13 protein-coding genes are annotated in these 12,986 nt (G+C 57.5%); 3 read left to right on the forward strand and 10 right to left on the reverse strand.

Annotated elements, in window-relative coordinates; translation table 11 throughout:
- Window positions 1–193: 193 nt before the first annotated feature.
- From zapE to M3N55_RS04005, 10 genes are all read right to left on the reverse strand, one after another.
- The gene (zapE, locus tag M3N55_RS03960) at window positions 194–1,297 is read right to left on the reverse strand and encodes a cell division protein ZapE (RefSeq protein WP_249056616.1); all 1,104 of its coding nucleotides are present in this window, start codon (window positions 1,295–1,297) and stop codon (window positions 194–196) included.
- 51 nt (window positions 1,298–1,348) lie between these two features.
- Entirely contained in the window at window positions 1,349–2,083 is a 735-nt protein-coding gene (locus M3N55_RS03965) for a GntR family transcriptional regulator (protein WP_249056617.1), read from the reverse strand.
- A gap of 219 nt (window positions 2,084–2,302) precedes the next feature.
- Window positions 2,303–3,094 carry an FAD binding domain-containing protein gene (locus tag M3N55_RS03970; protein WP_249056619.1) on the reverse strand — a complete coding sequence of 264 codons (792 nt, stop codon included), beginning with the start codon at window positions 3,092–3,094 and terminating at the stop codon, window positions 2,303–2,305.
- Between the two features lie 21 nt (window positions 3,095–3,115).
- Window positions 3,116–3,604 (reverse strand): (2Fe-2S)-binding protein, encoded by a 489-nt coding sequence (locus M3N55_RS03975; protein ID WP_249056621.1) that lies wholly within the window; start codon window positions 3,602–3,604, stop codon window positions 3,116–3,118.
- A 58-nt stretch (window positions 3,605–3,662) separates the two neighbouring features.
- The gene (locus tag M3N55_RS03980) at window positions 3,663–5,081 is read right to left on the reverse strand and encodes an SLC13 family permease (RefSeq protein WP_249056624.1); all 1,419 of its coding nucleotides are present in this window, start codon (window positions 5,079–5,081) and stop codon (window positions 3,663–3,665) included.
- Window positions 5,082–5,084: 3 nt separating this feature from the next.
- Entirely contained in the window at window positions 5,085–5,552 is a 468-nt protein-coding gene (locus M3N55_RS03985; RefSeq protein ID WP_249057132.1) for an SRPBCC family protein, read from the reverse strand.
- Between the two features lie 77 nt (window positions 5,553–5,629).
- Window positions 5,630–6,946 (reverse strand): TRAP transporter large permease, encoded by a 1,317-nt coding sequence (locus tag M3N55_RS03990; protein ID WP_346429252.1) that lies wholly within the window; start codon window positions 6,944–6,946, stop codon window positions 5,630–5,632.
- Window positions 6,946–7,458 (reverse strand): TRAP transporter small permease, encoded by a 513-nt coding sequence (locus M3N55_RS03995; protein ID WP_249056628.1) that lies wholly within the window; start codon window positions 7,456–7,458, stop codon window positions 6,946–6,948. The genes M3N55_RS03990 and M3N55_RS03995 overlap by 1 nt, the downstream gene beginning before the upstream one ends.
- A gap of 76 nt (window positions 7,459–7,534) precedes the next feature.
- Window positions 7,535–8,518, reverse strand: a complete 984-nt coding sequence (gene dctP, locus M3N55_RS04000; RefSeq protein ID WP_249056629.1) for a TRAP transporter substrate-binding protein DctP — start codon at window positions 8,516–8,518, stop codon at window positions 7,535–7,537.
- A 155-nt stretch (window positions 8,519–8,673) separates the two neighbouring features.
- Window positions 8,674–9,738 carry an alpha/beta hydrolase family protein gene (locus M3N55_RS04005; RefSeq protein WP_249056631.1) on the reverse strand — a complete coding sequence of 355 codons (1,065 nt, stop codon included), beginning with the start codon at window positions 9,736–9,738 and terminating at the stop codon, window positions 8,674–8,676.
- 141 nt (window positions 9,739–9,879) lie between these two features.
- Between M3N55_RS04005 and M3N55_RS04010 the strand changes: the two genes are divergently transcribed.
- From M3N55_RS04010 to M3N55_RS04020, 3 genes are read left to right on the forward strand one after another with little or no spacing between them, the layout of a single operon-like run.
- Window positions 9,880–11,295, forward strand: coding sequence for a class II aldolase/adducin family protein (locus tag M3N55_RS04010; protein ID WP_249056632.1), 1,416 nt, complete (start codon window positions 9,880–9,882; stop codon window positions 11,293–11,295).
- Between the two features lie 32 nt (window positions 11,296–11,327).
- Window positions 11,328–11,543 (forward strand): hypothetical protein, encoded by a 216-nt coding sequence (locus M3N55_RS04015; RefSeq protein WP_249056634.1) that lies wholly within the window; start codon window positions 11,328–11,330, stop codon window positions 11,541–11,543.
- Between the two features lies 1 nt (window position 11,544).
- The gene (locus tag M3N55_RS04020) at window positions 11,545–12,936 is read left to right on the forward strand and encodes an amidase (RefSeq protein ID WP_249056636.1); all 1,392 of its coding nucleotides are present in this window, start codon (window positions 11,545–11,547) and stop codon (window positions 12,934–12,936) included.
- Window positions 12,937–12,986: the final 50 nt, after the last annotated feature.

A 12,986-nucleotide genomic window follows, 5' to 3' on the forward strand; every position in this document is an offset into this window, starting at 1 on the left:
CGAAATGTCCGGGAATGGTTTGCCGCCCGCAACCATTTCGCCATAATGTTCGAGGATCGCTTCAATGCGTAACCGTATCTGAAACCCGCATGGGCCAGACCAGATACACAAAGTTCATGACACTCCCTTGCTGGCGCGCAACTTGGGTTGGCAATTCGCGCAATGGAGCTGCGCCTGCGGTCGCATATCGTCCCTAGCTGCTTTGCCACCAGCCCGTGCTGCGCATTTCCTCTAGCCGCGATGCTGTGCGCCCGAATTCAAAACTTCCTTCGCCTTCAACATAAAGCGCGTCGGGCTCTGCATCGGCGGTCATAATCAGTTTCACGCGGGCCTCGTAAAGTGCGTCGATCAGGGTGATGAACCTGCTCGCCTCATTGTATCGTGCAGGTGACAAGACCGGGACATTTTCAAGGATCAGAAAATCCAGCGCCTTGGCCAAGGCCAGATATTCCGCCGACCCTAATGCCTGGACACACAACTCTTTGAAATCTGCCCGTAGCATGCGACCTGCGCTGCGCGACAAGCTCAGGCTACGGCCATGAGCGCTGATCGTGAGGGCTGTTTCAGGTTCCCCGTCCAGTAAGCGCAGCCACAGCGCATCCATTGCCGCACTTGCTTTGTTATTGGCAGGCACATGGTAGGCGTGCTCGGCCTGCGCCAGCACACGACGGTAATCGACCGGGTGACGCAGTTCCAGCATCTGCATGTGCGATTTTATCACCTCTATGAACGGCAGGAACGCTTGGCGGTTCCATCCGCCGTCATAAAGCTCGTCCGGGTGCCGGTTAGAGGTCGCAACCACAACTACCCCGCGCTCGAACAGGCGCTTCAGCAATTGCCCCACCAGCATTCCGTCCGTAATGTCGGTGATCTGCATCTCATCGAAGCACAGCAATGACGCGGTATCGGCCACCGCATCGGCCACATGTCTTACGGGATCAGTTGCGCCCTGCTCGCGTTGGCTTGAAATACCCGAATGAATTTCCTGCATAAAGGCATGAAAGTGAACGCGCCTTTTTGCCGTGACAGGTGCCGTGTCAAAGAAAAGGTCCATCAACATGGATTTTCCGCGCCCCGCCGCGCCATACAGGTATATCCCTTGCATCCGAGTTTCAGCACCAACGCGGCCGCGCTCTGGGCGCAATAGCGCACGCGCGACGCGCTTGGCCATTCCATGGCCGGGGGTTTGCAAACGCTCTGACAGTGCTTGCAGCTTTTCAACCACATGCACTTGTGCCGGGTCATGCGCGATAGAACCCGCCGCGACCAGATCACGATATTTCTGCAACGGGCCCATGTTTATGTCACCGCTGTGACCATGCTAATGGCGCATATAGGACGAGATTGCTCAGGCGTCTGCCCCTGTTTCAATCTGCCCGTTTTGCACCGCGCGCTGAAACGCGTCTACCGTCCGCTGGTAATGCGCGGCAAGCAGTGCGCAGCCGCGATCAGCATCGCGTTTCAGGACAGAGTCCAGAATTTCGGAATGTTCGCGCGCGATCTCTTCGCGGTAAGGTGCCCCGGAGCTAACGACCGCAGCGCGCCTGTAACGGTCGCATTTGCTGGCAAAGCCCTCTTGGCTGTGCAGCAGCCATTGTGACGGGCAGCCGGACAGAAGCGCGCCATGAAACTCTGCATTCGCGCTTTCCCAGCGTGCAACATCGTCGCATTTTCCGTCCAGCATCTGTGCGTCCCATTTCTGCAAGATGTAGCCAGCGGCGACAACGCGGCCTTCCCAGTCTTCACCCCCGTATTGAATTGAAAGGCGCAGCGCCGCCGTCTCTATAGCGGTCCGCGCAATATTGAGATCCACAAATTCCTCTACAGAAAGTGGCGCCACCTGAAACCCGCGCCCACCACGCGCAATAACAAGTTTTTCGGCTGTCAGGCGCTGAAGTGTCTCGCGCAGCGGTGTTGGACCAACCCCATAGGTCCGGCTCATGCGGTCGATGCGCAACAATTCACCCGGTTTTCGGCTGCCCGAAATAATATCGGCCTTCATGGCGCCATAGACGCTTTCCACCGTCGACTGGCTGGCTGTGCCGCGCACCAAGTCTGTGGAACTGGATTCTGAACTTATCATTAACTTTGCCCCATCAAACTAAGGTCGGCCGCTGTCGGCAAGACCTGAAAAATATTTCATTGCGCTGTTCAGAATATGGATCGCTGCTGGCGGCAAGCGCGTTATGCCTTAAAATGCCGTCTTGCAAGCCGAAATATGTAAGCACCACGTTCTCGTCTCTCCGCAATTGTTCGGCATCCAGAACCCCAACCGCCTTTTGCGGTTCGTTATGCTCTCGCACTAGGGAAGCTGTGCCGCGACCGCACGCGCGGTCAGAACCTGCGTAAGATGTGCACGATAAGAGCCGCTGCCATGCAAATCCGCAATCATGTCTTCACTTGGCCTCGCCAACGCCTCTACAGAATTGGGTGAAAACTCATCTGCAAGGGCTGCTTCTGCGTCCTGCCAGCGGAAGACGCCTGCTTCAGATGCGCCCGTGACCGCAACGCGCACTGCATCTGCAAACCGGGCAACAAACACGCCGGTCAAGGCAAAGCGCGATGCGGGTTGCCAGAATTTCTGGTAAGAGGCCGACACCGGGATCGGGAACCGCACTTCGGTAATAATCTCATCCTCTTCCAGATCGGTGAAGAACATGCCCTGAAAGAACTCATCGGCCGCAATGCTGCGCTGTGGTGTGATAATGGTGGCACCTGATGCCAGCACGGCAGACGGGTAGCAGGCGGACGGGTCGTTATTGGCCAGACTGCCGCCAATGGTGCCGCGGTTACGCACCGCCGGATCACCAATATTTGCAGCCATATCGGCAAGGGCCGGGTAAATATCGCGCGCTTGTGCTGCAACGGTTGCATGCGTGGTCATCGCACCAATGCACAACAGATCATCTGTTACGCGCAGCCCCTGAAGATCGCGGATCGCGCGCAGGCTGACCAGTTTGGACGGCGCAGCAAGCCGGGATTTCAGTGTCGGGATCAGGGTCTGACCGCCCGCCAGGGGTTGCGCTTCTTCTTCGGCCAACGCTGTCAGCGCATCCTCTAGCGTGGTGGGGGAGACAAGGTCGAATGCATGCATCTTATCGTTTCCTTCCGTCCATCATTGCGCAAAGGCGTCAGCGGAGGGCATCTGGCCAGAAGCCGCAAGCGCCGCTTTCACGATATTGGCATAGCCGGTGCACCGGCAGATATTGCCTTCCAGATGATGACGTATCTGGGCCTCTGTGGGTTTAGGAGTGTGGCGCAAAAGCGCGCTGAGCGACATGATCATGCCCGGCGTGCAATAGCCGCATTGCAGCCCGTGATGGTCCTGAAACGCCTTTTGCAGGGCCGACAGCGAGCCATCCTTGTTTTCCATGTCTTCAATGGTGCGCACCTCTGCTCCGTCAAGCTCTCCGACGAACATGGTGCAGGATTTTATCGCCATACCATCCACATGGACCGTGCAGGCACCGCACTGACTGGTGTCGCATCCAACATGGGTGCCGGTCAGATTCAGGGTCTCTCGCAGGTAATCGACCAGCAGTGTCCGGCCTTCGACATCGGCAGTGACAGACCGACCATTGACCGTCATGGTTATCTTTTGCATCAGGTCTCTCCTTCTATAGCTGGCCGCGTCAGGGCGCATGCCTTGCTTGTCGTTCAACTTAGTACCAGCCCAGCGCCTGCCACCAGAAATGGGCCGCGATCATGGTAATCGGTGTTGTGATTAGCGCCAACAACAGCAGCACGCGGGTTGCATCGCGCATGGATATGTTCGCCATCGCCATCGCCAACATCAGCGGCGGCAACTGATAGGGCATAAGCGGCGTGGCATATCCGAGAACCTGGCTCATGGCCACGGCTTCTACGCTCCAGCCAGTGGACGCGGCAATCTCTCCGAAGAAAGGCGCTGTCATGGCAGGCGCGACTGGCATGGTTGTCACAAGCGAGGTCGCAGCGGCAATAATCGCCAGCATTGTCAGACGCACCGGGTTAGATGCCTCTTGCAGCGGAACGCTGGCAACCAACATGCGCGACAACGCATCGCCCGCACCGGACACGGTCATAACCGCGCCTATGCCCAGCACAGCGCCAATATAGAGCAACATGGGAAAGGCGGTGTTGAATGGCATCGCTTTCAGATCGGTGATCTGCATGAATGGCATCAGGCACAACACAGCCGCACCCAAACCGATCCAGGCGGGCGAAACACCATGCAGAAAATCGAGGCTCCAGAGCAGAAGTGTCGCGCCCATGATCGCTATCAGCCGCAGGCCCGCACCCGATAGCGGCTTCGCCACGTTTTCTTGCTGCGCTGCTTGAGGCGTAGGGTCTTGTTGAAACAGATGAACCAGGATCAACACCAGAGCAACGCCCTTGACCAGGCCAATAACCGGAAAATGCAGAAGCATGTAAGGTCCAAAAGTCAGCGTTACATCATGCAGGGATTCCAACGATCCGGCCAAAACAATATTCGGCAGGTTCGCAGGTAAAAAGGTGATGGGAACGATGTAGGTGCCGACGGGCACCGCCAGAACCAGCCCTGTGCGCCCCTTGCTGCCGGGCTGATACCCCACCACGTCACACAGCGCGATGACAAGCGGCAACAAAACCGCCACCCGCGCCAAGGTAGAGGGCAGGATCAACGCCAGCGCGGCAGCGAACAGAACAATCAGGCTAACCCGCGCGGCATAGCTGGACGCGGCAAAGCGCGCATTCAAAAACCTTGCGGCCAACCAATGCGACAGCCCGGTTTTGGTTGCGCTTGCGCTGAGAATAACGCCTGCAAAAATTAGCCAGAACGCCGTGGTGGTGAATCCAGAAAATACCACCGGGGGGGCAAGGCCAACGATCGTGACCGCCCCAAGCAAAAACAGCAGGCCCGTCAACGCCTCTGGCAGCACACCCAACGCCCAAAACCCGATGGCCAGCGCCACAAGCGCAAGACTATCGGCCATTTGCGGCGGTGCGCCGGATATGCGCAAGCCCAGCGCCAGCGCCGCGCTCAGGAATATTACCAGCACTGCACGCAGTCCGGCACCACTGGCCATACCTCGGACCATTGCCCCTATGGCCTGCCTCATGGGTCAGGCACCCTCTGTCGCATCATCCGGGCCGTTTTCAATATGCGCCTGAAACGCGTCGAAAAACTGCCCGGCCAGCCGTTTGGCAACACCACCAACCAATCGAGAGCCAAGCTGCGCCAGCTTGCCGCCAAGCGCCGCTGTCGCTTCATAGGTCAGCTCTGTGCCTTCAGGCACCTCGCGTAGGGTCACGACCGCGTCGCCCTTGGCAAACCCGGCAATCCCGCCATTTCCCTCGCCGACAATACGGTAGCTTTCCGGCGCGTTTATATCAGTCAGCGTGACCTTGCCTTTGAAGGTTGCCTTCACCGGCCCGATTTTTTGCGTCACGCTGGCGACAAACCCTTCGTCGGGCGACCCTTCCAAAGATTTGCAGCCCGGAATTGCCGCACGCAGGGTTTCGGGGTCATTCAGATGCGCCCAGACCGTTGCACGATCAGCAGCAATTATGCGGGTGCCAGAGAGTTCCATCATCCATCCTTGCACTTATTGGGTTTCAACGCCGCGGCCGGGGCCGCGACATGCGATCAGCTCGGTCTTGCATCCACCTACAAAAGGCTGGGCAAGTATAGAACGATTGACGGGAAGAGATACATCAGCAAGATCAGTACGGCATCGCAACCAAGATACGGGGCCGCAGCCACGGCTACCCTGCGCAGCGTGGTGCCCTTCGGAGCCACACCCAACATGACATATAATAGCAAGCCGAAAGGCGGTGTCGTCTGCGACATCTCCAGGCTGATCAGCACGAACAGGCCAAACCACAGCGGGTTGATCCCTAATTGAGCCGCCAACGGAAAGAAGATCGGTGTGGTGATTAGGATCATGGAAACCGGGTCCATGAACATGCCCAGACTCAGCAGCGCCACGAACATGATAATCAAGACGACGACCGTGCTTACATCGAACGAGGTGGCAAAGCGCAGCATCCCCGAACTTGCGCCGGAATAGGCCAAAAGCTGGCTGAAAATGCTGGAATTCAAGATGATGAAAAACACCATTCCGCCAATCTTGACCGTCGAGATCAACGCCTGCTTCACCGCGTCGTAGCTCAGGACACGAAATGCGGCCATCAGGATCAGGATTGAGACAACGCCAAATGCAGCGGATTCCGTTGGTGTGGCAACGCCCAGCAAGATCAGCCCGACCACCATGAACACAACAAAACCCATCGGCATGATATTGACGATGAAGGCATGAACCTTTTCCGCCATAGGCACTGGTGGGACATCATATTGCGGTGCGTTTTTGGGGTTCCACCAAACCTGCCCAGCGATCACGGCAGTATACAGGACGGCGAGCAACACGCCGGGCAGAATACCCGCGATCAGGAATGCGCCCACGTCCAGGCCCGCGATGGTTGCCAGCAACACACCCAGCGTTGACGGCGGAATGACCATTGCCAGCCCTCCCGTGCCCAGGATGGGGCCAAGCGACATGCGCCAATGATAGCCGCGCCGTTCCATTTCCGGCACCATCATCGACCCCAGCATAGCGGTATTGGCCATGCTGGACCCTGTTAGCGTGGAAAACAGCGCCCCGCCCCCGACCGTCAGAAAGCACAGACGACCCGGAATCCGACCCATCAGAATATCCAGCGTCGTGAACACGCGCTGTGCTATGCCTGAATAAAAGAACAATGACCCCATGAGGATGAAAAACGGGACCGGGGCCAACTGGAAACGGGTTATCAAAGAGGTCGAATTATCGACAACCTGATAAAACGCGAACGTATCGCCCATAAAGATGTAGGCGCAGATCAGGTTGGTCGCCATGAAGGCAAACGCAACAGGCACCCCCAACATCATCAATCCGACGACAAGCCCAATCAAGAGCGCAAGGGCCATATACCATTCCAGGATCATCAGAGGCCCTCATTCGCATCGGTGGACCCATACAGGCTACGCCGAGTGACAAGATACCGCCCGAATTCAATGGTCAGCAGCCCAAAGGTCAGCGGATAGCCGGCATGTAGCAACCAATAGGGCATGTCTACCGAGCGTTGATCAAAGTGACCGCGCGCAATGGCTTCGCTCATGATCTCTATGCTGACAAACAGGAAGATAAGACTGACCGCAATGCCAAGCAGGTAGATCAGAGCTTCCAGGATTTGGCGTGGCAGGCCGCTCATGTTCGCGATGGCCATGTCAACCATCACATGCCCGCGGGTGTGCAACAGGTAGGGCGCGCTGAACAGGGCGAAATATAACAGGATGTATTCGACTGTAGCGATGGTGGCCTGAAAAGACCCGTAGCCCAAAGCTCTGGAAGCAACATTCAGCACAACAAGGGCGATTGAGAACACGATCAACAAAGCGGCAATTGCCGCCAGTCCGAAGATCAGGCCGTGATACAGCCGAGAGATTATGGCAAGCATGGTCTACAGTCCAGTTCCTGCACTACATGAATAGGGCGCCCGCATTAAGCGCGCGCCCTGTCGAATCGCAGACGGATCAGTCAGCTTTATAGATCATGCCGCGCAATTCATCGGTCACGTCGTCACCGACATTGCCACGCACACTGTTCCACATCGCATCAAAGGCGGTTGAAAGGTAACTTGCGGCTGCGTCACCTTCCATCCGCACGGCCTGCACGCCTGCCGCATCCGCGGCGGCAATATCGGCCTCGCCCATCATGTTCATCTCGTCGATCGACAACTGCTCATAGGCCAGAGCGACACGGCTCAGTTGATCGCGAGCTTCATCGCTCAGGCGTTCCCACTTATCCTGATTGACCAGAACAATATTGGCCAGATTGTAGAACTGCGGTTCAACCCGGTAGCTGACCGAATCCTGCAACCCGATGGATTCAAGACCAACCGTCGGCCAGCCAAAACCATTGATTACCCCACGGTCCAGACCCTGCGGAACATCCCCTGAAGGGATCGCAACAGGAGAGCCATTCAGCGCCTCGATGATCGGACGGTAAGCCCCGGTCGAACGCATGGACAGACCGGTGAGGTCCACAACGCCGTCTTCGGTCATGGCCGGCTCAGTTGCCAGATACAGATAGTAGCCCGCACTGGTTTCTGCCCAAGCAAGGAAATGGGCGTTCGCCTTTTCCGCAAAGATATTGGCGAAGTGATCGTAGGACCCATTTGCCCGCAATTCATCAATCCCGATATTTTGCAGCATCATGGCCTGCGCTTCGGGAATCGTGCCTGTGGTAAACGCGGCTGGAATCCATAGGATGTCCAGCAAGCCGCGCTCCAGGGCGGCAACCGCGCGGTCCTGTGGGTTCACCTCTGGACCACCCAGCATATTCACCTGAACTGCACCATCTTCGGCATTGATCACGTCAACAAAATGCTTGGTGAAGCTTTTGGAAAGTGTGTGCTGAGTCGGCAGCGCGGTTTGGGCACGCAACACCTCTTGTGCACTTGCAGGCAAGGCAACGATGGCGGCGACAATAGCCAGTGCATGTATTGGTCTTGTCATCTCAGAAAATTCCTCCCGGTTTTGGGTCCGCTGCTGGTCGCTCACCAACAGTCTAGGACTTACATTATTATCGATGATTATCATCATTGTCAAGTTTGGGTCACCGCGTAGATGCAATGGACCGCATTTCCTGCGCTGCTTCGGACAAAACACGATCAGGGCGCGCGCAATCTCTCAGCCATCCAATCCGCCATAAGCGGGCGCACCTTATATGGAATATTGTCACAGACGTGGTTTCCATCCGCAAAAACTGTCAGCTCTGCATCAGACCCCAACTCATCGATCATGCGCTGCGATTCCGCGACCGGGCAGACATTATCCTGTCCGCTATGCACGATCAGGACAGGACAGCGCACATTGGCAAGCACCCCCGCAAGCGTATACTCGCGCGCCAGTTCTGCGCCTTCGGCCAATGTGCGCACCCCGAACGCATAGCAAATGGAATCGGTGGTCCCTTTCGGCATCCGCGACCAGATCGCACCCATGTCGTAAAACCCCCCGATGCTGATACAAGCGCGCAACCTTGGGTCAGTCGCCCCTCGAAGGGCGCAATACGCTCCAAAGCTACGCCCCCATAAACCTATACGGGCCGGATCAATCTCTGCGCGCGCGCAAAGCATATTTATGACTGCGCCAATCGGCGCTTCATAATCTGGACGCAGCTTCATGTTGGCCCATGTCAGCCCCTGCCCAGGCCCGTCATAGCTGAAGGTTGCCACACCACGGGCCAGAAACTCGTTCTCCAGGCTGTGAAACTCTTCCTTCGTCGAATCCGCTCCGGGGTTTAGCAAAACGCAAGGCGCAGGGCCTGATGAATTCAGTGGCAGCCGCAGGTTGCCCACGAATTCAATCCCCTCGAATGGCACGCTTAGTTGTGCGGCAGGGGGCTGAAGAAATGGCGCGGCGCGCAGGTAAGCTGCAACTTGCTGGCGCTGCATGCGCTGCTTTTCCGCCGGATCATCGACATAAACGAACTGCCCGAAATGGTGGTAGAGCGCGGCCTTCTGAAAAGCTGCCCCCGCCGAGACAGTCCGACCTTCCGCCAAGGCCGCCTCGCCCAACTCCTCACGCATAAGGGCGAGCGACTGCCACGCGGCAGGCCAATCCTCTATCCGCGAAATATCGCGCATCAGCGACTGGATATCGTTGTAATCCACCCCAGCCGCATACAATCGAGGCAGCCGGTCGCGCAGGGTTTCCGCCAGAAGATCGTCGGCCATAAGCTACCCTCCTTTTAGTTTCACGCCACTTCGCCACCAGCGCGGCTTAGTCGATGATAAATTATAAGCTAGCTTGACATAATAATCATCGATAGTCTAGCATATCGTCGTATAAACGCAAAGCAAACAGGGGCTGAACGGATGCTGGGACACGACATTCGCGCGGATCTTGCGATGGCTTGCCATGTTCTTGCGGCGCATCGAATTATTGACCTTTGGGGGCATCTGAGCATGCGTATTCCCCGAAGCGAACACATCCTCATGACCCCGCGTTTTGGCACCACAGCGTGGCCGCGCGGCCTGACTGCGGGTCAGATGCTGGTCGTCGATCTGGATGGCAATATCGTGGACGGTGCGGGCGAATTGCCTATTCAGGCCAAGACCGATCTGGCGCTTTACCGTCGCGATCCCGGCGCAGGCGCCTGCATCAGCTTTTCACCACGCTATGCGATGGCTGCTGCGATAGCGGGCTTCGAACTGAAGCCGATGACGCATATGGAAGCCTTCATTTCTTATGACACCCATGTCTGGAACTGCGCCGAACTGGCCGTTACGTCCGCAGCCGCAGAAGATCTGGCTGCGCTATTGGCGAGGTCCATTGCCGTCCAGCAGCCCGGAATTGCCGCTTGGGTAAAGGGCGAGTCGCTGCTCGAAACACTGCTGGCCGCTTATCATCTGGAATATTTAGGCCAACAGAACAGCATTATTGCAAACATGGACGTGACCACGCTTTGCAAGCGCGAAGATTCCGAAAAGATGTGGCGCCAGTTTGCAGGCTGGGACCATTATGTCGATTTCTTTCACTCGCTGGACCCAGGCCCCCTGCCCCACCCCGCGCAGTCGCTTAAAGAGACGCAGGACCAGGATGAACGGCAGCACATTCTGCAATCTGCAAGCATTGCCTGCAAAGCGCTTTGGGAGCGCGACACGCTGGTCGCCTTTCTGGAACACGTTAGCCACAGGCTGCCAGAAGATGACCGCATGATTATCAGCGCCGCGAAGAACTTTTCAATGGTTGCGCCCGAAGACATGTGCGTGACGGACCTTCGCGGCAATTGGATCAATGGCCCCAAGCCGCCGGGCTACAAGTTCATCCACGCGCAGATATTGGCAGAACGACCAGATGTGCAGGCTATTGTGCATACCCACGACCTGTATGGCCGCAGTTACGCATTGTCGCGCCACGAACTGGTTCCGATGACCCGTCTGGGGCTTGATGTGGCGCTGCGGCCTCTGCCGGTCTACCCGCGTTGCGATCTGGTTGTAGATGTTGATGTGCGCCGCGATGTGATCGACCTGCTGGGCGATGGGCCCATGGTTCACGAAGCCTGCCACGGAACCGATTTTGTTGCCGATACGCTGGAGCAGGCACTGGTCGACGCAATCCAACGCGAGCAGTTTTTGGAAATGGACCATCTGGCGCGGCGCTTCGGCGGCGTTAATCCCATGCCGACAGCGCGAGAACACATTCAGCAGAATGAGTTTTCAGCCAAGGATTGGTGGTGGTTCTACACCGCCGAAATCAACGCGCCACGCCGCAGCGCGGCGGGGCTGTGATCGAACGTCCATCACCGATAGGGGAACCCAATATGGCGATGAGCCTTGAATACATGAAAGCGCAGCTGACACAGGATATGGGCAGATGTCCAATCCCAGATGGCTCTTTGCTGACCTATGCGGCAACTCTGGCTGATCTTTCGGACCAAATCAACATGGCGGCCAAGGCGCTACAGCCCGAAGACGAAGCCGCCGGATTCTCGGGTTTCCTTGACAGCTTTGCGCAGACATCAAACCATGCATTCTGACTTGACCCTGACTGAAGCCAGCGACGCGCTGGCCCGTGGCGACATCACCTCCGAGGCGCTGACGGCCACTGCGCTTGACCGGCTGGAGCAAACCGGCAAACCGCTAAATGCCGTTATTGCGCTGAACCGCGAAAACGCACTGGAGCAGGCGCGCGACTGCGACAAGGCTCGCGCACGGGGCGACCGGTGTGGCGTGTTGCACGGCATACCCCTTGCTCACAAAGATCTGTTCTACCGCGCTGGCCGCGTGTCCACATATGGATCAGCTATACGCGAGGGTTTTGTGCCCAGCGTTACGGCAACTGCGCTGACACGGCTGGACAATGCCGGAGCGCTGGACATCGCCACTTTGGCGTTGTCGGAATTCGCGTTCAGCCCCACAGGGTTTAACCGGAGGTTCGGCTCTGGCCGCAACCCATGGAACAGCAAACACATCGCAGGTGGGTCTTCCAGCGGATCGGCCATTGCAACCGCCGGGCGTATGGTATTCGGGGCGCTGGGAACAGACACCGGCGGTTCGATCCGCCATCCTGCTGCGGCCTGTGGCGTGGTCGGTCTTAAACCAACATTGGGCCGGGTGAGTCGCTTCGGTGTTGGTCCGCTGTCGGCAAGTCTGGATTGTGTTGGCCCGATTGCCCGCACAGCGCGCGACTGCGCCCGCCTCTTATCGGTCATTGCCGGGCAAGATGCAGCGGACCCAAGTGCATCATTGGCCGACGTTCCCGATTATGAGGCCACGCTCGACGGCAACCTGACGGGCCTGCGCATTGCCGTGCCAAGAGCTTTTCACGACGCACCGCTAATCGCGGAAGTTGCCCAGAAGCTAGAGGCCAGCATCGAGGTGCTGCGCGCACGCGGAGCACAGATTATTGACTGCCCGGCCCCTGATCTGGGGCCTGCAAATGCACTGGGTCAGGCGGTGATGGCTGTCGAAGCAGCCGCGGTCCATCGACCATGGCTTGCCGAACGGCGGGATGATTACGCAGAGGTTGTTCGCAGCCGTATAGAACCGGGGCTATTCCTTTCGGCAACGCAATACATGAACGCATTGCGCGCCCGTCGGCAGGTTTTGCAAGACTATATGAATGTCGTTTTCGCACAAGCCGATCTCGTGCACCTTCCGATGTTCGCATCTGCCGTTCCAACAATTGCCCAGACGACGGAAGGCCCGCCAGAGATCATTGCAGCCTCACTGTCAGCATTGACCGCTTTCACGCGCAGCCTGAACTTTCTTGGTCTACCTGCAATCTCGGTGCCAGCAGGATTTACGGAAAATGGCCTGCCCGCCGCGTTTCAGCTTGCCGGGCGTCCCTTTGCAGAAGCGACCTTGTTGCATGCCGCCGACGCTTACCAGATGGACACGGACTGGCACCGAAAATTGCCGCCGGTTTAAGCGCGCAGGCCGCAAGAACGGCCGAACCCTGCACACTAAAAAACTGAACT

It is taken from the genome of Roseinatronobacter domitianus, assembly GCF_023336755.1.
Lineage (GTDB): Bacteria > Pseudomonadota > Alphaproteobacteria > Rhodobacterales > Rhodobacteraceae > Roseinatronobacter > Roseinatronobacter domitianus.

What these genes read in the sequence shown, in the direction of transcription:
- zapE (WP_249056616.1), bottom strand. Translation starts at nt 1,297, where the DNA reads ATGGGCCCGTTGCAGAAATATCGTGATCTGGTCGCGGCGGGTTCTATC.
- M3N55_RS03965 (WP_249056617.1), bottom strand. Translation starts at nt 2,083, where the DNA reads ATGATAAGTTCAGAATCCAGTTCCACAGACTTGGTGCGCGGCACAGCC.
- M3N55_RS03970 (WP_249056619.1), bottom strand. Translation starts at nt 3,094, where the DNA reads ATGCATGCATTCGACCTTGTCTCCCCCACCACGCTAGAGGATGCGCTG.
- M3N55_RS03975 (WP_249056621.1), bottom strand. Translation starts at nt 3,604, where the DNA reads ATGCAAAAGATAACCATGACGGTCAATGGTCGGTCTGTCACTGCCGAT.
- M3N55_RS03980 (WP_249056624.1), bottom strand. Translation starts at nt 5,081, where the DNA reads ATGAGGCAGGCCATAGGGGCAATGGTCCGAGGTATGGCCAGTGGTGCC.
- M3N55_RS03985 (WP_249057132.1), bottom strand. Translation starts at nt 5,552, where the DNA reads ATGGAACTCTCTGGCACCCGCATAATTGCTGCTGATCGTGCAACGGTC.
- M3N55_RS03990 (WP_346429252.1), bottom strand. Translation starts at nt 6,946, where the DNA reads ATGATCCTGGAATGGTATATGGCCCTTGCGCTCTTGATTGGGCTTGTC.
- M3N55_RS03995 (WP_249056628.1), bottom strand. Translation starts at nt 7,458, where the DNA reads ATGCTTGCCATAATCTCTCGGCTGTATCACGGCCTGATCTTCGGACTG.
- dctP (WP_249056629.1), bottom strand. Translation starts at nt 8,518, where the DNA reads ATGACAAGACCAATACATGCACTGGCTATTGTCGCCGCCATCGTTGCC.
- M3N55_RS04005 (WP_249056631.1), bottom strand. Translation starts at nt 9,738, where the DNA reads ATGGCCGACGATCTTCTGGCGGAAACCCTGCGCGACCGGCTGCCTCGA.
- M3N55_RS04010 (WP_249056632.1), top strand. Translation starts at nt 9,880, where the DNA reads ATGCTGGGACACGACATTCGCGCGGATCTTGCGATGGCTTGCCATGTT.
- M3N55_RS04015 (WP_249056634.1), top strand. Translation starts at nt 11,328, where the DNA reads ATGGCGATGAGCCTTGAATACATGAAAGCGCAGCTGACACAGGATATG.